The following is a 19,721-nucleotide window of genomic DNA, read 5'->3' as shown; positions in this document are numbered from 1 at the left end:
CGCTCTTTCTGGCGGTCATCCATAGAAGGTTGTACGCGGCATCCGGGACTTCGCCGATCCGAAAAGCGGGCATCGGCCGATGTGCCGGCCCCATGCCCGCGTCCACCGTGGATCGCATGTCCAGAAGCACCGCCCGGCCGGCACCGCCCCGGCCGTCCGAGGCCCTTCACGAAACCGTTCCGCCCGGTGGGACCAGGCCCGCCGCGCAACTCGCCTTCAGCGTCTTCTCAGCCGTCGCGGCCGTGCTGCTGTGGATGCGCGACGAGACGTCCTACCCGGCCATCAAGACGTCCGCCATGTTCGGATACATCCTGGCCGCGGCGCTGACACTGGCCGCCGCCCGGCTCGGAGCCCGGCGCACGCTGATCGTGTTCCATCTCCTGTTCGTCCCGGCCCAGTTCGTCTTCAGCTTCGGCGGCGGTCCCGAGCAACTGGGCGGCATGGTCTTCTGCACGTTGATCGTCGTCCGGATGCGCCCCCGCTTCCCGCAACTGAAGCGACGCGCCCGCCGCGTCTGGCTGACGCTGCACGTCGGCATCAGCGTCGGCTGGCTCGGCCTCGCCCTGGCGATGACGACCCTCGCCGTCGCGGGCGCCACCGTGAAGGACCGCGCGGTGCGCCACGGCGCCTACGAGCTGATGCACGTCTTCGACCTGACCATCGTGATCCCGAGCATGGTCATGGCGATCACCACCGGCCTGGTCGTGTCCCTGGGCACGCCCTGGGGAGTGATCAAACACTGGTGGGTCCTGCTCAAACTCGTCATCGCCCTGGTCATCCCGGTCATGGCGATAATCCAGAGCACCTGGATCAAGGAACTCCAGACCCGCACCGCCGATCCCGCCGCGGACCCCGGCGGCACCGGCCTCACCCTGATCCTCTGCATGCTCCTCTACACGGCCCTGCTCTGGACGGCCGTCATCCTCTCCGTCTTCAAGCCCGGCAAGAAGACCCGCTGGGCCAGAACCGCCCGGAAGCCCCGAAGAGGGCCTGCCGGACGCGGGGATTCCCCCGTGCGGGGGAGGGAGTCGGTGCCGGCGGGGGAGCAGACGGGGGGCCGGTGTGCGTGATCTTTGGGTTGCCCGGCCGGACTGCTTGCGGAAGAGGCTGCGATGACCCTTGCGACCACACCATCGGCTCCGTTCGCGCGGCTGCGCGAAGCCTGGATCGCGGCGCACGCCCCGGTCGCCGGTGTGCCGCGCTGGGCGCGGATCGCCGCGCCGGCGATCCCGTTCACCGTGCTGCCCTCCGGGTTGTGGCGGATCGCGGCGTTCGCCCTGCACCTGCCGATCGTCGACCACGGCGACTTCGCCGACGGAGGACGCGGCGACCTCCCGGGCTGGATGCCCATGGAGGCTTACGTGGTGCTGCTGTCGATCCTTTCGGAAGCGGTCGCCTTCACCGCCGTCGGCTTGATCGCCGCCTGGGGCGAGGTGTTCCCGCGCTGGATACCGGGGCTGCGGGGCCGGCGTGTGCCGGTCAAGGCGGCCGTGATCCCGGCCGTCGTCGGCGCCACGATCCTGACCCTGATGTGGACGGTGTCCATAGTGAACTGCCTGGTCTTCCACGAGACCATTCAGGGGCGTCCGCTGGCGGACAACTTCCCCATCCATTTCCGTGACTGGCGGGGCGTGCTCGGCGCCGCCGCATACCTGCCGCTGGTGGCATGGGGACCGCTACTGGCCGCCGTCACGTACGCCTACCACCGCCGCCGCCACGCCCACACGCCCTGACCGTCACCCTTGCCTAGGCGTACGGGTCGGATGAATCCAGGGCCAGTTCGCTCAGCTTGTCGAGGTCGCGGTCGGTGTAGGCGGCGGGGAGTTCGATCCCGAGCATCCGGAAGACTTCACGGACCTCTTCCGCGGACGGGACGAGGCTCAGCTGCATGCTCTTGACCGACTGCAGCGGCAGCGATTTGGCCTGCTGGAAACTGACGTGCAGTTCCGACTCCCAGGACAGGTAGGCCGGCGTGCCGCTGTTGATCACCATGGCGGGGAACTCCGGTCCCCGCTGGGTGAAGACGAGGCAGCTCGTCGACAGCTCGTACCGCAGCAGCGAGTAGGCCGAGGACAGCCGGACGTCGATGTCGAGGAACTCGTAACGCTGCTGGTGCCAGCACGCCGCCAGGATCGTCGCGAACAGTTCGCGGCGGGTCTCGTCGACCGTCCACCCCTGTTCGGGACTGTTGTCGCTGACCGCCAGCCGCTGGTGCAGCCGGACGTACTCGCGGCACAGGTCGGGCTTCATGGGGTCGAGGATCTCCAGCCGGAACTCCAGCCTGCGTCGCCTCGGTCTTGCCGCGGACACGCATTCCGGCAGCGTGACCGCGCGGATGTAGGCGCCCGTCCCGCCCCGGAACATCCAGCGGTCGGTGTCGCGGCGTGCGTCGGTCAGGACGCGGTTGCACTCGGTTCCGCTGACGACGCGGACGTCCATCTGCTTCTGGAGTGCGTCCACCGACTTGAGGATCTCCATGCCGCGGGTGTCGCCGCGGGCGCGGTCGCGAAGCAGCACGATCGCGACGACGGCCAGTGTCGCCATGGTGGCGCTCTGCACGAGCTTGGTCGACGCGATCCCACCGATGTCCAGCGTCAGGATGACGACCGCGAGGGCGAACGCGACGGCGACGTCGACATAGGCCGTCAGCATCTTCCAGACACGCAGCATCCACCGCTCCCGTCATGCACGGCCACCCGGCCGCGACGATCCTAATCACCCCCGTCGGACCGTCAGAACCCTTTGTGGTCAAGGGTTCGCGGCCTGCGTCGGCCATCGTGCCCCGGCCCCGGGGTCACAGGCGCCGGCTGGGCGCCTCGCGGGGCCTACTGGGGAGTACGGTGTGCGGAGCCGGTGGTTGGAGGGTTCTGTGGCGTCGTTGGTCGAGATCGTGCCGTCCTCGGTGGTGGTACAGGTGTTGCGGGGTGTGTTCGCGTTGCCGGAGCCCGTCAAGCGGCTGATCGCCGGGAAGCCGGTGCGGCTGGACGGGCATCGGCTGTCGGTGGACGCGCAGCTCCTGCTCACGATGATGCGGCTGGAGGGCGAGCAGAGGCTCGGCGCGGACACGGTCGAGGAGGCGCGGCAGGGGCTGGCCAGGTCGACGGTGTATCTGCCGAAGGTCCCGGCACGGCCGGTGGCGACGCGGAAGGTCGACGCGGGCGGGGTACCGGCCCGGCTCTACACGCCCAAGGGCCTCGCGGACGGCTCGCCGCTGCTCGTCTTCTACCACGGCGGCGGATGGGTCGTCGGCGACATCGACACGCATGACACGGTCTGCCGGTATCTGGCGGTGCACGCCGAGGTGCGGGTGCTGACGGTGGAGTACCGGCTCGCCCCGGAGCACCCGTATCCGGCGGCGCCGGACGACGCGCTCACGGCGTACGAGTACGCCGTCGCGCATGCCGGGGAGATGGGCGCCGATCCCTCGGCCATCGCCGTCGGCGGGGACAGTGCGGGCGGCAATCTCGCGGCGGTCGTCGGGGTGCTGGCCGAGCGCAGGCCCGACTTCGCGCTGCTGTTCTATCCGGCGACCGACATGTCCGTCCGGCGGCGGTCGCGGGAGGTGTTCGGGGAGGGGTTCTACCTGACCGATGAGGACATGGTCTGGTGCAGCGACCACTACTGCCGGGTGGAGCGGCGCGCCGAGGTGAAGGCGTCGCCGCTGCTGGCGGAGGATCTGAGCGGGTTCCCGGCGACGTATCTCGTCACGGCGGGCTTCGATCCGCTGCGGGACGAGGGGGAGGCGTTCGCCAGGCGGCTGGAGGAGTTCGCGGTGCCGGTCGCGCTGCGGCGGCAGGAGGACCTCATCCACGGCTTCGCGAACACGTGGTCGCTGGGCGGGCGGTTCCGGGAGGCGATGTCGGAGGCGGCCGGGGCCCTGCGCACGGGGTTGTACGCAGGGCCCCGCGACCGTTCTTAGAGAGGCAGGCCCGTGAAGATCATGACCTTCTCCTCGGTGTAGTCGGCCATCGCCGACCGCAGCCCCTCCCGGCCCACGCCGGAGTCCTTCACGCCGCCGTACGGCATCTGGTCGGCGCGGTAGGACGGGACGTCGCCGATCACGACGCCGCCGACGTCGAGCTCGCGGTGCGCGCGGAACGCGATGTCGAGGTTCCGCGTGAACACGCCCGCCTGGAGGCCGAACTTGGAGTCGTTGACCAGGGCGAACGCCTCGTCCACGCCGTCCACGGGCTGGACGAGCATGACCGGGCCGAAGACCTCCTCGCGGGACACCTTCGCGTCGGCCGGGACGTCCGCCAGGACGGTCGGGGCGTACGCGGCGCCCTCGCGGGTGCCGCCGGTCAGGATCCGCGCGCCCGCGGCGACGGCCTCGTCCACCCAGGCTTCGACGCGTTCGGCGGCCTCCTGGCTGACGAGCGGTCCGACCTGCGTCTTGTCGTCCCACGGGTCGCCGGTGACGAGGGACGCCACCGTGTCGACGAGCTTCGGCACGAACTCCTCGTACACGGACCGGTCGACGAAGACGCGCTGGACGGCGATGCAGCTCTGCCCGGCCTGGTAGTTGGAGAACAGCCCGATCCGCTTGGCGGCCCAGTCGAGGTCGGCGTCCGGCAGGACGACCGCGGCGCCGTTCCCGCCGAGTTCGAGGGTGACGTGCTTGCGCGGCGCCTGGTCGTTGATCGCCCAGCCGACGGGGACGGACCCGGTGAACGACACGATCGGCAGCCGCGGGTCGTCCACCAGGGCGGGGGCGCGGTCGTTCGGCACCGGCAGGATCGAGAACATCCCGGCGGGCAGGTCCGTCTCGGCCAGCAGTTCGCCGAGCAGCAGCGCCGACAGCGGCGTGGCCGGGGCGGGCTTGAGCACGATCGGGGTGCCCGCCGCGATCGCCGGCGCGATCTTGTGCGCGGCGAGGTTCAGCGGGAAGTTGAACGGCGAGATGCCGAGCACCGGGCCCTTCGGCACGCGGGTGATGTAGGCCATCCGGCCCTCGGCGGCCGGGTCGGTGTCGAGCCGCTGCGTGGTGGCGCTGAAGCGGCGGGCCTCCTCGGCGGCGAACCGGAACGTGGAGATCGCGCGGGTCACCTCGCCGCGTGCCCACAGCAGCGGCTTGCCGTTCTCTCCGGTGATCAGCCGGGCGATCTCCTCGGCGCGTTCGGCGATCCGCGCGGACACGTGCGCGAGCGCCTCCGCCCGCACGTGGAGGGGCAGCGCGGCGGCCTCCCGGCGGAGGGCGTCCGCGGCCGCGATCGCCTCCTCCACTTGCGCGGGCGTCGGCACCGCCGCCGTCCCGACCACGCGGCCGTCGTAGGGATGCGTAACGGTCAGCTCACCGTCACCGGTCTCGGGCCGGCCGGCCAGCCAGAATGGGGTCACGTTCATACCGTCACGCTATCCCCGGCTCGCCCGATTGCGAGTCGCCACGATGTCCAATCCGCTCATCGTGGTTGGACGCGATGGCCAGCGCGATCCACAGTTCGGCGCGTACGGCCGGATCGTCCGGGTCGCGGTCCAGGAGTTCGGCGGCCTTGCGCATCCGTGATCGCAGCGTGTGCCGATGGACGCCGAGCGCCCGCGCCGCCGCCTCCCCCTGCCCGTTGGCGGCGAGATACGCCTGGACGGTCTCGACCAGGCCCTCCTCGCGAAGAGGGGCGAGCAGCGAGCCGGCGAAGGCATGGGCGAGGCCGGGCTCCAGCAGTCCGAGGACGCTCTGCCCCGGCAGGGCGGAGTAGTGCAGGACGTCCCGCCGCGCCCGGACGGCCGCCGCCAGTGCCTCTTCGGCCTGCCGCAGCGCCGTCCCGAGGTCGCCCGAGGCCGGGTCGCTGACACCGGCCGTTCCGGCGGAGACCAGCAGCGGCTCGATCGTGCCGAGCGCCTCGTCCGGGACGATCACCGCGCTGTGCCCCTCCAGCGGGAGCGCCAGGCAGCGGGCCCCGGCAGGGTCGGACTCCAGTACGTCCAGCACGGCGGCCCCGCCCGCGCAGGCCACCACCCGGACCGGCCCGCCCGGCACCAGCGGCGCCTCGCCGGGACGGCCGAGCAGCAGCGCCGCGAGTGACGCGCGCAGCTCCCGGTCCGTCCGCGGTGTCTCGGACTGCAACGTCAGCAGCGCGACGGCCGACCCCACGATCGTGTGCGCGGCGGGGGGGAGCGGCGCGTCCGTCCCCACGGCGAGGAATCCTCGCGGCCGTCCGCTGAGCCCGATCCGTTGCACCACGATGTGGTCGTCGGGAACCGCGAGTGCCACGCTCGCCGCAGGGCTCCCCCTCGCGGGCCGCCGCCGCAGCCGGGCCAGCTCGGGCTCCAACGCCGCGGCGCGGCCGCGGGCGCCGGCGGGTTCGGCGTGCTGGGCGTCCCCGGACGCGTCCAGCAGCAGCGCCCACCCGCCGAGCAGCCGGGCGAGCCGGGTCACCAGCGCGCCCGGCCCGGTCAGCGCGGCGCGGGTCAGCTCCCGCTGCGCCTGGAACGCCCGCGTCACGTCCTCGTACCACTCGGCGGCGAGCATCCGCGAGACGGCCTTGCCGATGGCGATGAACGGGGTGGGGCGCGGCACTTCCAGCAGCACGAGCCCCTGGTCCCGGGCGGCCGCGAGCAGCTCCGGCGGGACGTCGTCGTGAATGACCCCGACCGCGAACCCGAGCCCGGTGACGCCCCGTGCGACCAGCCGCGACACGTAGCCGGCGGCGCTCGCGGGGGTCAGCCGCATGCCGGTGGTCAGCACGAGCTCGCCGCCCTCCAGGAAGGGCGTCGGGTCCTCCAGCTCGCTGACCGCGACCCACACGACCCGCGTGTCCGGGAGCGGCCCGGTGAGCGACTTCAGGCCGAGCTGGGGGAGGGCGGCCACGGCGGCCAACGTGGGCGGCATCGGTAATCCCTGTGCAAAGTGTCCATCTCGCCGGACGGATTTCGCCGTCCCGTACTGTTCATCGTAGGCGGCGCCCGGCTTATGTTCAGCTCATGACCAGCCAGGACCCTGCCCAGACGGCGAGCGGCGGCCGACTGCCCCAGGAACGCCGTGTCGTGACCGAGATCCCCGGCCCGCGCTCCCGTGACCTGCACAAGCGCCGCGTCGCGGCGGTGCCGCCGGGCGTCGGCAGCGTCCTGCCGGTGTACGTGACGGACGCCGACGGCGGTGTGGTCGTCGACGCCGACGGCAACTCGCTGATCGACTTCGGCTCCGGCATCGCGGTCACCAACGTCGGCAACGCCAACCCGCGGGTCGCCGCGCGCGTCAAGGCGCAGGCCGACCGGTTCACCCACACCTGCTTCATGGTCGCGCCGTACGAGTCGTACGTCGCGGTGTGCGAGAACCTCAACCGGATCACGCCCGGCGACCACGAGAAGCGGTCGTTCCTGGTCAACAGCGGTGCCGAGGCGGTGGAGAACGCCGTCAAGATCGCCCGGTACGCGACGGGCCGGCAGGCGGTCGTGGCGTTCGACCACGGCTACCACGGCCGGACGCTGCTGACGATGACGCTGACCGCGAAGAACATGCCGTACAAGAACGGGTTCGGCCCTTTCGCGCCAGAGGTGTACCGGATGCCGCCGGCCTACCCGTTCCGCTGGCCGACCGGCCCGGAGAACTGCGGGCCGGAGGCGGCGGCGCAGGCCATCGACCAGATCACCAAGCAGATCGGCGCGACGAACGTGGCCGCGCTGCTGATCGAGCCGATCCAGGGCGAGGGCGGGTTCATCGACCCGGCGCCCGGATTCCTGCCCGCGCTCGCCGAGTTCTGCCGCGCGAACGGGATCCTGTTCATCGCCGACGAGGTGCAGACCGGCTTCGCCCGGACGGGTGACCTGTTCGCCTGCGAGCACGAGGGGGTCGTCCCGGACATCGTGGCGACCGCGAAGGGCATCGCCGGCGGGCTGCCGCTGGCCGCCGTCACCGGCCGCGCCGACATCATGGACAAGGTGCACGGCGGCGGGCTCGGCGGCACCTACGGCGGCAACCCGCTCGCCTGCGAGGCGGCGCTCGCCGTGCTGGAGGAGATCGAGGACGGCAAGCTCACCGAGCGCGCTCGCCGCATCGGCGAGATCATGCTGCCCCGGCTGCGGGACCTCGCCGCACGGCACCCCGCGATCGGGGACGTGCGCGGACGCGGCGCGATGATCGCGATCGAGCTGGTGCGGGAGGGGACGAAGGAGCCCGACCCCGAGCTCACCGCGCGGATCGCGCGCCGCTGCCACGAGAACGGCCTGCTCGTCCTGACGACCGGGACGTACGGGAACGTCCTGCGCTTCCTGCCGCCGCTCGTCATCCCGGAGGAACTGCTGACCGAGGGACTGGACGTCCTGGAGGCGGCCTTCACGGGCTGACCCCGCGGACCGCAGGGCGTTCGCGCGGCCGGTTCCAGGTCAGGCCGCGCTGAGGTTCTCCTCGTACAGGCCGGCGAGGATGTCGTAGGAGCGGAGCCGGTCGGCGTGGTCGTGGACCTGGGTGGTCACCATGACCTCGTCGACCCCGGTCCGCTCGATCAGCGCGTCCAGCTGCTTGCGCACGCCGTCCGGCCCGCCCACCACCTGGTCGGCCAGCCGCGCGTCGATCATCTGCCGTTCCAGCGGCGTGTACGGGTGGGACGCGGCCTCCTCCGGCGTCGGCAGCAGCCCCGGACGGCCCTGCCGCAGCCTCAGGAACGCCAGCGCCTGCGGGGCCGCCAGCTCGCGCGCCTCTTCGTCGGTCCCGGCGGCGGTCACCGATACTCCGATCATCGAGTACGGCTCGTCCAGCGCGCCGGGACGGAAGGACTCCCGGTACAGCGTCAGGGCGGGGACGGTGTTCTCGGCGCTGAAGTGGTGCGCGAACGCGAACGGCAGGCCGAGCAGACCGGAGAGCCGCGCACTGTATCCGCTGGATCCGAGCAGCCAGACCGGCGGCTCGTTCCCGGCCGCCGGCGTCACCCTGCTGTCCGCGCCGAAGTAGCCGCGCAGCTCGATGACCTGCTCGGGGAAGTCGTCCACCGACAGCGCCTCCGGGGAGCGCCGCAGCGCCAGCGCTGTCGCCTGGTCGGTGCCGGGCGCGCGGCCGAGGCCGAGGTCGATGCGTCCCGGATACAGCGCCTCCAGCGTCCCGAACTGCTCGGCGACCACCATCGGCGCGTGGTTCGGCAGCATGACCCCGCCCGACCCGACCCGCATCCGGGACGTCGCCGCCGCGACCTGACCGATCAGCACGGCCGTCGCCGAGCTGGCGATGCCGGGCATCGCGTGGTGCTCGGCCAGCCAGTACCGGTGGTAGCCGAGCCGCTCGGTGTGCCGGGCCAGGTCGAGGGTGTTGCGCAGGGCCTGGCCGGACGTGGAACCGGCGACGACGGGGGCCAGGTCGAGGACGGAGAAGCGCATGCTCATGACGAGGCCAACCCGCCGGGCGCCCGTCCTCTTCCCGCTAGCCCATCGTCGCGCCGAGGACGCCGGCCACGGCGCCCGCGACGATGACGGGGACGGTGATGCTGAGCCACGACCAGATCACCAGTGCGCGGGCCTGCGAGGGGTTCTCCGCGAACACGGTCTCGGCCCTGGCGTAAAGGAGCGCGGCGACCACGACGAGCGGCAGGAAGACGAAGGTCGTGATGAGGCCGAGGATGAAGGCGAGGACCTGCCCGAACAGCGTGTACGTGCCGTCCGGGCCGATGCCGAACGCCGGACGGGGGGCCGCCACGGGGGCGGAGACGGCTTCGGTCATGAGAGCGCACCGATCACTAGAAATGTGACCTGGATCATACGCTTCGTGATCGTCTGACGCGAGGGGCCGGCCGCCCTTTTCTGGACGGCCGGCCCAATAAGGCCGGCCCAATAAGGAGGTCAGCGCAGGTTCAGGCCCAGCAGGACGGGGTCGTGGTCGGACGAGCGGAACGCGTCCGGCCGGTAGAACCGCGGCGGGTTGTACTCGGTGTTGTAGTCGAGGAACACGGGCTCGTCGCTGTTGATGTGCCAGATCGTCGCGCCCGTCACGCGCCGCGACAGCCCCTTCCCGGCGAGCGCGTGGTCCAGTTCGCCCGACTGCCCGTCGAACACGTAGCTGTACCGCCGATCCGGGCGGACGAACCGCTGCGTCTGCCCGAGGAGGCCGGCGCCGGTGAGCTCCTTCACCGGGTCCTCGGCCGTGTAGGCGTTGAGGTCGCCGACCACGAGCGGGTTCCGCACGCCGGCCGCGATCGCGCCGATCGCCTTGGCCTGGGCGACGCGGCGGGCGTTGTAGCAGCCCTGGCCGTCGCCCTGGTCCTGGTCGGGGCCGGTGGCGCCGCCGCAGCCCTTCGACTTGAAGTGGTTGACGATCATGGTGAACTCCGTCCCGCCCCGCCGCGGCCGGAACGCCTGCACCAGCGGCGGGCGGTCGAAGACCGGGTCCTGCGACGAACGGGCCGCACCCGCCGGCGTGACCTTCGCCGGCTTGTAGATGAGCGCGACGTGGATCTCGTCCGTCCCCGGGTACGGGTGCTTGACCCACGTGTACGTCCCGGCGCCGACGGCCTGGTTCAACCGGTCGACCAGGGCCTTGACCGCGGTGTCGCCGTTGTTCTCGACCTCCATCAGCCCGACGACGTCGGCGTTCAGGCCCTTGAGCGCGGCGGTCAGCTTGGTGAGCTGCCGCTCCTGCTCCTCGGCCGTGTTCGCGCCGCGCTTGTTCAGCGTCGTGAACCAGTTGAGCGTGTTGAAGCTCGCCACGCGGACGTCGCCGCCGACGCGCTCCGGCCTCTCCGGCGCCGGGTTCTCGTTCGCGAAGTGCGCCTGCTTCGTCGGCTGGAGCGCATACTCGCCGAACTGGTAGGTGAGCACGCCGGTCAGGCCGGTCGTGCCGTCACCGGTCCGCAGCACACGGGGGTCGGTGTACGGGATCGTCTCCGGGTTCTGGACGTTGGACCCGTCATCGACGAGAAGCTTCCGCGCGTCGTTCTGCGCCTGGGTGGAGCCGTGCCCGTCGGTCGGCTGGAAGAGGCGGCCGCCCGCGGAGACCGTCACCTCTCCGTACCGTCCGAGCCGGTAGGTCTCGGTGGCGGTGAGCCGCTGCCCGAACCGCAGCAGCATGCCCTCGTACCGCTCCAGGGTCGCGCCGCCCTTGAGCGGCAGCCGGACGGCGGCCGGCATGACCCGTCCCGTGCCGCACACGTCGACGGCCGACACGGGCGACAGTTCGGTGAGCCCGTTGTACTCGACGGCCTTGCCCGTCACGAGGACGCAGTCGCCGACCGCGACCTCCTTCGTGGAGTAGACGAAGAGCCCGTCGGATGTGCCCGGGTCGGCGTCTGGGGTCGGGTCCTGGACGAAGAATCCCTTGAGCTGGTCCGACCGCTGGAAGTCGGCGGTGACGACGCCCTCGACCCGGACGGTCTGCCCGGTCAGGGGGCTCGCGTTCCCGCCGCCCTGGACCTCGGCGATCTGGTGGTCGGCGGGAGTGCCGCAGGTGGGCGGCTCCGCCGCCGCGGCCTGCTGCACGCCGGCGGCGAGGCCGGCGGTCAGGACGGTCGCGACTGCTGCTGCTGTTCGGCGCATGGCGGGAGAGTAGGCGCGGGCCTCGGCGAACCGGCGACCCGTTAATGAAGACTCCACCAATTTGCAATGGATTGTCGCAATCAAGGGGATTGCTTGACCCCGGCATTGCGGACGGGCGTGCGAAACGGTGTCCGGGTCCGCCTCGATTACCGGCGGAGAACACCCGTACGAGAAGGAGCGCCGTGACCGAGGCGTCGGCCGGATCCGGATATGCCCGCACCCGCGACATCGTCGCCGTGTTCGCCCTCCTGCTGGTGATGACGGCCGTGCTGGTGGTCGTGCTCGTGCAGGTGTGGCCCGCCGAGCCGCGGGTCGCTCCGGACGGGCACACCGAGGTCACGCCCGCCGCCAAGACCGTCCACCTGCCGTGGTGGTCGCCGTCCATGTCACGGGAGACGAGCCTGTTCGTGATCGTCATGGCGGCCGGCGCGCTCGGCGGCATCGCGCACGTCCTGCGGTCGTTCTACTGGTACGTCGGGAACCGGGCGCTGCGCCGGAGCTGGCTGCTGATGTACCTGCTGCTCCCGTTCGTCGGCGCCCTCTTCGGGCTGATCGTCTACCTCGTCGTGCGCGGCGGTCTGACCTCGCCGGCGGGCGGCGCGTCCGACGTCAACCCGTACGGGATCGCGGCCATCGCCGCCCTCGTCGGCCAGTTCTCCCGCGAGACCGCCGAGAAGTTCCGCAGCGTCTTCGCGACGCTGCTCGCGCCCGCGCCGCGGGGCCGCGACCACGCCCTGACACCGCGGATCAGCGCGATCGAGCCCGTGAGCGGCCCGCCCGGCACGATGGTCACGATAAGGGGCACCGGTCTGGAGTCCACGACGAGCGTCCGGTTCGGCACGGTGCGATCCCCGGTGACGGACGCGACGGACACGCTCGTCCGGACGACCGTCCCGGCCGGCGCCGGCACGGGGCCGCTCACCGTGGACACCCCGGCCGGCGCGGTCACCGGCCCGGAGCCGTTCACGGTGGAATGACCTATTTGCCGTCCTGCCAGTGCTCGTGCCAGACCTCGTAGGCCGCGCCCGGGAACACGCGCGGCAGCTCCGAGGTGGCGAGCCGGCCGAGTTCGCCGCCCGTCCGGGCGACGCCGAACTGCCGGTCCATCTCGTACGCGGCGCGGTGCAGGCTCTTGGGGCCCGCGACGAGGCACGTGTACCGGGCGCCGGGCAGGTCGCCGTCCGGGACGGCGGCGCCGACCGCGAGGCTGTTGGACACCGCCACCCAGCCGCCGAGGCTCGCCACCTGGCGCTCGGCGCCCTGCTCCTCCCAGCGGTGCTCCAGGATCGGCTTGGAGAAGATCGGGACGAGCAGATGCGAGACGCCGCACGACCGCAGCTCCCGCTCCCAGTCGATCGACCGGCCGAGATCCTCGCAGATCAGCACCGCGAGGCGGCCGAGGGACGAGTCGACCACGCTGATCCGCGTGCCGGGCCGCGCGTACTCGACGGCCGTGCCCGAGGCCGGCGCGTCGGGCAGCCGCCACAGCCGCATCTGCGCGGCGTCCAGCGTGAAACCGGACAGCTTGTCCTGGACGAGGAGCTCCTGCCCCGTCCAGCGGTCCAGCAGGACGGCCCGGTTCGGCGGCGGGTCGGCGTCCCCGAGCGGGCCGCTCCCGAGCATGATGAACCGCAGCGGCCGGCGGTCGCGGTCGCGGGCGGCGGTGTCGAACGCGACCTCCTTCCAGTGCTCCAGCAGCGCGTCCGTCAGCGACGCCTCCGGCATCACGGCGAGCTGCGCGCCGGACTCGTCCAGCCGCCGGACGATCGCCTTGATCCGGCTGCGGATGCCGGAGGAGTCCATGGGGCGCAGCCGGTAGACGGTCATGCCGTGCCGCTCGCCGAACTCGATCTCGATGTCGTCGTAGGTCTCCAGGACCGGCGCGCAGCCGACGGCCACGGGCTCGTCCCGGCTGAAGTGCGGATCGTTCACGGTCGGCAGGATCCGGTGGTCGATCCGGTCCCACTCCGCCTGCGGGACGCGGTGCACGCCGAAGAACTCCGCCTTCGTCCGCAGGCCGCGCGGGCGGCCCGGGAACGCGCAGCGGGGCAGCAGCGCGCCCGTCGTCCCGGGCCCGTTGAGCCTCCCCTCGGTCAGATAGGTGACGAGCACCCCGGCCAGCGCCGGCGCGTCGTGGAAGGGGGCGTAAGGGCTGGCGTGGGCCAGCGCGACGTCCAGCCCGAGCAGGATCGTGAACCGTCCGAGGTCCCCGTGCTCCGCGACGATCTCCGCGGTCACGGCGGGATCGAGGACGCCGTGCTCCAGCACGGTCTCGGCGATCTCGTTCGCCTCCCGCCGCACCCGCTCGCGCCGGTGCCAGCGGGTCGCCGTCCAGCCCTGGAAGACGTCGTCCGCGATCGTGTCGTAGAGGTGGACGAAGAGATCAGCAGGCTCGGCCGGGTACACGGCGGTGGCCGACTGATCCGTCATAAGCGCCCCCGGGGGATTGACACGCGCGGTTACAGGTGGTGGATCGATGCTAACTCTCACGGGCACCCGTTTCCGTGTCGTCCGCAACAGTGCCAGGGGCTTCGGGGCACATCACTTGACATTCACTTGGCATGGACGCACCCTGGAAGCATCCGGCGGTGTGGTCCTCGACCCGGGAGTGAGCGGTGAACGTCAACGCAGACGGAGTCCCCAGCACGCACGACCGCCGGACCGAGGTCCGGCGCCTCATCGACGCGATGGAACACGCGAAGGTCATCAGCGACGGCCACTTCTCGGCGCTCGGCATGCTGATCACCGACGCCTCGCTGAGCGCCGACGAGCCCGCCCTGGTCGAATGCCAGGACGGGCTCCAGTGGCTGCACCGCCACTACCTCGACGTCGACGCCCTCGACGGCCCGCAGCGCGAGCAGCGCGGCCGCATCCTCGGGCTGATCGACGTCGTCCACTGGGCGCTGAGGCGGCTTCCGTCCGGCCTCCAGCTCGCGCTGCAGCCCGACGGTCACGCCGCCCGCTTCCTCGTCGCCGTGTTCCGCCGCCAGGGGCTGTCCAACCAGCAGCTCGCCACCGAGCTCGGCACCGACGAGACCGAGATCAGCCGCGTCGGCCGCAAGCTGCTGTCGGCCGGCGTCGTCTGGCGGCGCAAGGAGTGGCGCCACAACGCCTGGGACCTCACCCCCCGCGGCCGCCAGTACCTGGAGACCTCCGGCCTCCTCGCGGAGGTCTAGCGAGCGGGGCGCTCCAGCAGGGTGATCAGGCGGGCGAGGCCGTCGTCGCCGTGGCCCTCGGCGACCGCGCGGTCGAACAGGTCCCGCAGCGCGGGCAGATGGCCCGGGTCGACGCCCTGGTCGCGGCTCGTCTCGATCAGGCCGGGGAACGCCACCTGGCTGGTCGCCACGCTGGAGACCCGGGTGGCGAAGTCGCCCGCCTCGACGGCGCGGGCCTGCTCGGGGAACAGCGCCATCATCGCGGTCAGCCACGCGGTGACCATCGGCTCGAATGTCGTGGCCGGCACCTTCTCCGAGCGGACGAGCGCCACCGCGTGCTGGAAGCCCGCGATCATGCCGTACATGGCGTCCAGCAGCGCCAGGTCGAACAGCGGCGCGAGGCCGGGATCGCCGCCCAGGAACTGCGGCCGGCCCAGCACCGCGAGGGTCTCGCTGTGCTCTTCGAACGCCCCCTCGTCGCCGCTGTAGAGGATGAGCGCCTCCGGCCGCCCGATCATCGGCGGGACGGCCATGATCCCGCCGTCGACGTAACGGCCGCCCTGTCCGGTGACGCGGTCTGCCAGGGCGCGGGCCTGCCGGGGCGTCCCGTTGGTGAGCTGGACGATCGTGCGCCCGGCCGCGTCGCCGAGGATCCCCTCGGCGTCGGTGTAAACGGACAGGCACACGATCACGAGCGGGCTCGCCGAGATCGCTTCGGCCGCCGTCTCCGCCTTCACCGCTCCCTTGGCCACGAGCGGGTCGGCCTTGGCGTGCGAACGGTTCCAGACGGTGACGGTTCGGCCGTCCCCCAGGAGCGCCTCGGCCAGCGCGGATCCCATCAGGCCCAGGCCCAGGACGGTCACGGACGTGTTCATGTCGGTCCTTTCGTTAGCTAGGGCCCCAGCCTGCTTCGGCCGGGTTCGGGAAACGTTCGGGCCGCATTACGGTGGGCGTATGCGCTTCGGGGTCCTCGGTCCGCTGGAGGTGCGGACCGAGGACGGCCGCCCCGTCCGGGTGGCCGACCGCAAGGTGCGCACGCTCCTCGCCGCCCTCCTCGCACGGTCCGGACGCGTCGTCTCCGCCGACCGGCTCATCGACGACCTGTGGGGCGACGCCCTGCCCGCCGACCCTTTGGCCACCCTCCGGGCCCGTGTCTCGCAGCTACGCCGGACCCTGGAGGACGCCGAGCCAGGCGCCCGCACGCTGGTCGAGTCACGCCCTCCGGGCTACCGGCTGGACGCACCGACCGACGCGCGGGCCTTCGCCGACCTGACCGAGCGGGCGATGGTCGAACCCGACGCGGCGTCCCGTGCCGCCCTCCTCGCCGACGCGCTGGCGTTGTGGCGCGGCCCCGTGTTCGCCGACTTCGCCGAGTTGCCGTTCGCCGTCCCCGAGATCGTCCGTCTGGACGAACTACGTCTCGCTGCCATGGAGAGCCGTGCCGAGGCCCGGCTTGAGTTGGGCGAGGGCGCGGCACTGGTCGCCGAACTACGCGGTCTCGTGGACGAGCATCCGCTGCGCGAACGGCTGCGCGCCGCGTACATGCGGGCGCTGTACGACGCGGGCCGTCCCGCAGACGCGCTCGCCGCCTACGACGACCTGCGCGTCCGGCTACGGGACGAACTGGGCATCGACCCCTCGACCGAGCTGGCCGCTCTGCACGCGGCCATCCTCTGCCGTGATCCCGTGTTCACCGGGACGAGGGGGAACCTGCCGGCCGACGTGGCGCCTCTCATCGGCCGGGACGAAGCCGTGCGAGAACTGACCGGGCTGCTGGACGAGTCGCGCCTGGTGACGCTGCACGGGACGGGCGGTGTCGGCAAGACGCGGCTCGCCGTGGCGGTCGCGCGCCACCTGCGCGGGGTCTGGCTGGTACCGCTGGACGAGGGGCCGGAGGCGGGGGCGTCCGTCGACGATGTGGCGTCGTTCGTGGGCGGAGTCCTCGGATTGCGTGATGATGCGGGGGCCGGCGGGTCTCCAGCCAGGGTGCTGGGCGAGGCTCTGCGCGGGCGGCGGACGCTGCTCGTCCTCGACAACTGCGAGCATGTGGCCGATCCGGTGGCGCGGCTGACCGCCAGGCTGCTGCGGGACGTTCCGGACCTGCGTGTCCTTGCCACCAGCAGGGAGCCGCTCGCGATCTCGGGTGAGCGGCTCTGGACCGTCCCGCCGCTGGACGCTCGCGCCGCCGCCGAGCTGTTCGCCGAGCGGGCGGGCATCGCGCTCGGGCCCGGGAACGTCGAGGCGGTCGCGGCGATCTGCGAGCGGCTCGACGGTGTCCCGCTGGCACTGGAACTGGCGGCGACGCGCGTGCGGGCGCTAGGTGTGGACGGACTGGCGGCCCGGCTGGACGATCGGTTCCGGCTGCTGTCGTCCGGCACACGGGACGCCCCGGCCCGGCAGCGGACGCTCCGCGCGCTGATCGACTGGAGCTGGGAACCCCTGGACGAGCGCGAGCGGGCGGTGCTGCGACGGCTGGCGCTCCATACCGGCGGCTCAACGCTGGAAGCGGCCGAACAGATCTGCGGCGCGGATGTCGACGTCCTCACCAGCCTGGTCGACCGGTCGCTCGTCGTGGCCGGAGACGGGCGTTACCGGTTGCTGGAGTCGGTCGCCGCGTACTGCGCCGAGCGGCTCCATGAGGCGGGCGAGTACGAAGAGACGCGCCGCCGCCATGCCGCCTACTACACCGAACTGGCCGAGCACGCCGATCTGCGCGGCCCGGGCCAGCGTGACGCGTTGCGGCGGCTGCGCGCGGAGACCGGCAACCTGCGGGCCACGCTCGATGGCGCGGTCCGGGCCGGGGACGCCGATCAGGCGTTGCGGCTGGTGAACGCGATGGGTTGGGCCTGGTTCCTCTGGGGCCGATCCGGCGAGGCACGCCGGGCGTTCGAGCGGGCGCTTAACGTCCCGGGCGCGACGTCCACGGCGAGGGCATGGACCTGGCACACCGGGTTCGTGATGCTCGACGGCGACGGCACCGACCGCGACGAGCGCGTCCGCAAGGCCCTGGCCTCCGACGACGACCCGTGGGCGCACTGGTTCTTCGGGTTCGTCCGCGCGGGGTTCGGTGACCTGGACGCGATCGACGAACTGACCACCCGCGCGCTTGAGGGGTCCCAGGCGACCGGTGAGGTCTGGGGCGAGGCGGCGGCGCTCGCCACCCGGGCCGCGCAGGCGCTGTCGGCAGGCGACCTCAACCGGGCCGGACGGGACGGCGAGCAGGCCCTGAGGTTGTTCCGCAAGACAGGTGACCGCTGGGGACGCCTCCAGGCCACCGAGACCCTCGGCCTCCTCGCGGAGGTGACCGGCGACTACGCCCGCGCGAGGGAACTACACGAGAGCGGCCTACGCGACGCCGAGGAACTCGGGCTCTGGACGGAGGTATCCGGACGTTTGTCGCGCCTCGGCCGCATCGCGCTGCTCGAAGGCGATCTCGACGCCGCGGACGACCTTCACGAACGCGGCAGGCGGCTGGCGATCCGCGAGTCGCACAAGCGGATGGAGAACTTCGCCGACATCGGTCTCGCCCTCGCGGCCCGCCGGCGCGGACGTCTGGACGAGGCGGAGACCATCCTGCGCCGCTGGCTCGGCTGGTGCCGTGACATCGACGGCGCTCCCGGCCTGGCGTTCCTCCTGGCCGAGCTGGGCTTCATCGCCGAACTCCGAGGCGACGCCGACCATGCGCTCGCGCTGCACACCGAGGGCCTGGCGGCAGCCCGCGCAACCGGCAACCCACGCGCAATCGCGCTCGCCCAGGAAGGCATGGCCGGCGCGCTTTCCCTGACGGGCCGCCCCGAAGAGGGCGCAAAGTCGCTGACAGCCGCCTCCGAAGCCCGCGCGGCCGCCGGCGCCCCGCTGCCGAAGGCAGAACGCGGCGACATAGAGCGAATCGCCGCCCGCCTCAGCTGAGCCTGCGGCGGGAGGTTGTTAGGGGGAGGGCTAGGAGGATTGCGGTTGCGGTCAGGGCGAAGGCTGTTGGGTAGCCGGTTTGGGCGGCGGTCAGGCCGAAGGCGGCGCCGCCTATGCCCATTCCGCCGTCGTAGCCGATGTTCCACAGGGCGCTGACCGTTCCGTAGCCGGACGCGGGGGCCCGCTCGTACATCACCGCCATGCTCGCGTTCTGCGTGACGCCGAAGCCCGCGCCGAACAGGACCATGGAGGCGAGGACGGCGATCGTGCTCGGCACGAGGAACAGCAGCGCGATCCCGGACGCGGCGGCCGCCACGGCGGGCATGAGCAACCGGCCGGCGCCGTGCCGGTCCCCGACCCGGCCCGCCCACCAGCGGGTGAGCGTCGTGGCCGTCGGCTGGACGAACAGCGCCGCCGCCGCGACCCCGCCGCCCGGGACCGCCTCCGGAAGGAACGTGACCAGGATCCCGGCCGCCATCGCCGTCGCGGCGAACGCGATCGCCGGACGCAGGAGCGCCGCCGACCGCAGCCCCGCCGCGATGCCGAACGGACGCTCCGCCTCCGCGGACGGCGCGCCGAGACGGCGCGGCAGCCCGGGCAGCACCGCGAGCGCGGCGAGCGGGAACAGCGCGCCCGCGACGAACACCGGCGTGTAGCCGACCCGGTGGGCGAGCCAGACACCGAGCGGCAGTGCGAGCAGCGACGGCACCCCCGCGACGACACCGAACAGGCCGAGGCCCTCGCCGCGCCGCTCCGCCGGGACGAGCGCCGCCACCAGCGCACCGGTGAGCACCACGGCGACCGCGAAGCCGAGGCCGCGCACCAGGCTGACCGCCGTGATCGCCGCCATCGATGACGACAGGGGCAGCGCCAGCGGCGGCAGCCCGAGCAGCAGTAGACCCGCGGCGAACACCCTCCGGTGCCCGAACGACGTGAGCAGCCGGGGGAGGGAGAGTTCGGCGAGCACCGTCGTCAGCATCAGCGCACCGGTGGCGGCTCCCGCGCCGACACCGCCCGCCCCGCCGGACGCCGCGTACATCGGGACGACCGAGAACATCAGGAAGAACCCGGTCAACGTGGTGAAGGTGGCCACGAACACGAGCGCCAGATGCCGTCCGACCAGATGCGGCCGCGACTCACGGACGACCTCGGTGCGCTGCAGTGTCTCGCTCATGCTTGAGACGCTAGGGGACGATCCGGCCTGCT

General features: G+C 72.3%; 16 protein-coding genes. 7 read left to right on the top strand and 9 right to left on the bottom strand.

What is annotated here, in order from left to right:
• The first annotated feature begins 116 nt into the window (after positions 1 to 116).
• On the top strand, positions 117 to 1,070 hold the full coding sequence (locus ACQPZP_RS32760; RefSeq protein WP_433473560.1) for a hypothetical protein: 954 nt from the start codon (positions 117 to 119) through the stop codon (positions 1,068 to 1,070).
• Between the two features lie 42 nt (positions 1,071 to 1,112).
• Complete coding sequence (locus ACQPZP_RS32755) at positions 1,113 to 1,733, top strand: hypothetical protein (RefSeq protein ID WP_433473559.1); 621 nt, start codon at positions 1,113 to 1,115, stop codon at positions 1,731 to 1,733.
• A 13-nt stretch (positions 1,734 to 1,746) separates the two neighbouring features.
• On the opposite strand, the gene ACQPZP_RS32750 is transcribed toward ACQPZP_RS32755, so the two are convergent.
• Positions 1,747 to 2,670: a hypothetical protein gene (locus ACQPZP_RS32750; protein ID WP_433473558.1), complete on the bottom strand. Its 924-nt coding sequence runs from the start codon at positions 2,668 to 2,670 to the stop codon at positions 1,747 to 1,749.
• Between the two features lie 199 nt (positions 2,671 to 2,869).
• Between ACQPZP_RS32750 and ACQPZP_RS32745 the strand changes: the two genes are divergently transcribed.
• Positions 2,870 to 3,919: an alpha/beta hydrolase gene (locus tag ACQPZP_RS32745; protein WP_433473557.1), complete on the top strand. Its 1,050-nt coding sequence runs from the start codon at positions 2,870 to 2,872 to the stop codon at positions 3,917 to 3,919.
• On the opposite strand, the gene ACQPZP_RS32740 is transcribed toward ACQPZP_RS32745, so the two are convergent.
• Together ACQPZP_RS32740 and ACQPZP_RS32735 are read right to left on the bottom strand one after the other, a co-directional pair.
• Positions 3,916 to 5,343: an aldehyde dehydrogenase family protein gene (locus ACQPZP_RS32740; protein WP_433473556.1), complete on the bottom strand. Its 1,428-nt coding sequence runs from the start codon at positions 5,341 to 5,343 to the stop codon at positions 3,916 to 3,918. The two genes, ACQPZP_RS32745 and ACQPZP_RS32740, sit on opposite strands and share 4 nt — an antisense overlap.
• Positions 5,344 to 5,347: 4 nt before the next feature.
• Positions 5,348 to 6,826 carry a PucR family transcriptional regulator gene (locus tag ACQPZP_RS32735; protein WP_433473555.1) on the bottom strand — a complete coding sequence of 493 codons (1,479 nt, stop codon included), beginning with the start codon at positions 6,824 to 6,826 and terminating at the stop codon, positions 5,348 to 5,350.
• A 92-nt stretch (positions 6,827 to 6,918) separates the two neighbouring features.
• Between ACQPZP_RS32735 and gabT the strand changes: the two genes are divergently transcribed.
• A complete protein-coding gene (gene gabT, locus ACQPZP_RS32730) occupies positions 6,919 to 8,280 on the top strand; it encodes a 4-aminobutyrate--2-oxoglutarate transaminase (protein WP_433473554.1) in 1,362 nt (453 codons plus the stop codon).
• 39 nt (positions 8,281 to 8,319) lie between these two features.
• On the opposite strand, the gene ACQPZP_RS32725 is transcribed toward gabT, so the two are convergent.
• From ACQPZP_RS32725 to ACQPZP_RS32715, 3 genes are all read right to left on the bottom strand, one after another.
• Positions 8,320 to 9,309, bottom strand: coding sequence for an LLM class flavin-dependent oxidoreductase (locus ACQPZP_RS32725; RefSeq protein WP_433473553.1), 990 nt, complete (start codon positions 9,307 to 9,309; stop codon positions 8,320 to 8,322).
• 37 nt (positions 9,310 to 9,346) lie between these two features.
• Positions 9,347 to 9,643, bottom strand: coding sequence for a hypothetical protein (locus ACQPZP_RS32720; RefSeq protein WP_433473552.1), 297 nt, complete (start codon positions 9,641 to 9,643; stop codon positions 9,347 to 9,349).
• A gap of 119 nt (positions 9,644 to 9,762) precedes the next feature.
• Positions 9,763 to 11,451 (bottom strand): ExeM/NucH family extracellular endonuclease, encoded by a 1,689-nt coding sequence (locus tag ACQPZP_RS32715; protein ID WP_433473551.1) that lies wholly within the window; start codon positions 11,449 to 11,451, stop codon positions 9,763 to 9,765.
• Between the two features lie 182 nt (positions 11,452 to 11,633).
• Here ACQPZP_RS32715 and ACQPZP_RS32710 point away from each other — a divergent pair, with 182 nt between their 5' ends.
• On the top strand, positions 11,634 to 12,428 hold the full coding sequence (locus tag ACQPZP_RS32710; protein ID WP_433473550.1) for an IPT/TIG domain-containing protein: 795 nt from the start codon (positions 11,634 to 11,636) through the stop codon (positions 12,426 to 12,428).
• Between the two features lies 1 nt (position 12,429).
• On the opposite strand, the gene ACQPZP_RS32705 is transcribed toward ACQPZP_RS32710, so the two are convergent.
• Positions 12,430 to 13,881, bottom strand: coding sequence for a hypothetical protein (locus tag ACQPZP_RS32705; RefSeq protein ID WP_433473549.1), 1,452 nt, complete (start codon positions 13,879 to 13,881; stop codon positions 12,430 to 12,432).
• A 185-nt stretch (positions 13,882 to 14,066) separates the two neighbouring features.
• Between ACQPZP_RS32705 and ACQPZP_RS32700 the strand changes: the two genes are divergently transcribed.
• A complete protein-coding gene (locus tag ACQPZP_RS32700) occupies positions 14,067 to 14,627 on the top strand; it encodes a hypothetical protein (RefSeq protein ID WP_433473548.1) in 561 nt (186 codons plus the stop codon).
• Here ACQPZP_RS32700 and ACQPZP_RS32695 read toward each other — a convergent pair.
• Positions 14,624 to 15,481, bottom strand: coding sequence for an NAD(P)-dependent oxidoreductase (locus ACQPZP_RS32695; RefSeq protein WP_433473547.1), 858 nt, complete (start codon positions 15,479 to 15,481; stop codon positions 14,624 to 14,626). The genes ACQPZP_RS32700 and ACQPZP_RS32695 overlap by 4 nt on opposite strands.
• A gap of 79 nt (positions 15,482 to 15,560) precedes the next feature.
• Here ACQPZP_RS32695 and ACQPZP_RS32690 point away from each other — a divergent pair, with 79 nt between their 5' ends.
• Positions 15,561 to 18,515 carry a BTAD domain-containing putative transcriptional regulator gene (locus ACQPZP_RS32690; protein WP_433473546.1) on the top strand — a complete coding sequence of 985 codons (2,955 nt, stop codon included), beginning with the start codon at positions 15,561 to 15,563 and terminating at the stop codon, positions 18,513 to 18,515.
• Here ACQPZP_RS32690 and ACQPZP_RS32685 read toward each other — a convergent pair.
• Positions 18,508 to 19,689 (bottom strand): MFS transporter, encoded by a 1,182-nt coding sequence (locus ACQPZP_RS32685; RefSeq protein ID WP_433473545.1) that lies wholly within the window; start codon positions 19,687 to 19,689, stop codon positions 18,508 to 18,510. The genes ACQPZP_RS32690 and ACQPZP_RS32685 overlap by 8 nt on opposite strands.
• Positions 19,690 to 19,721 lie beyond the last annotated feature (32 nt).

This window comes from Spirillospora sp. CA-142024 (assembly GCF_050942325.1).
Classification (GTDB): domain Bacteria; phylum Actinomycetota; class Actinomycetes; order Streptosporangiales; family Streptosporangiaceae; genus Spirillospora.
This window is presented reverse-complemented; position numbering and strand designations above follow the sequence as displayed.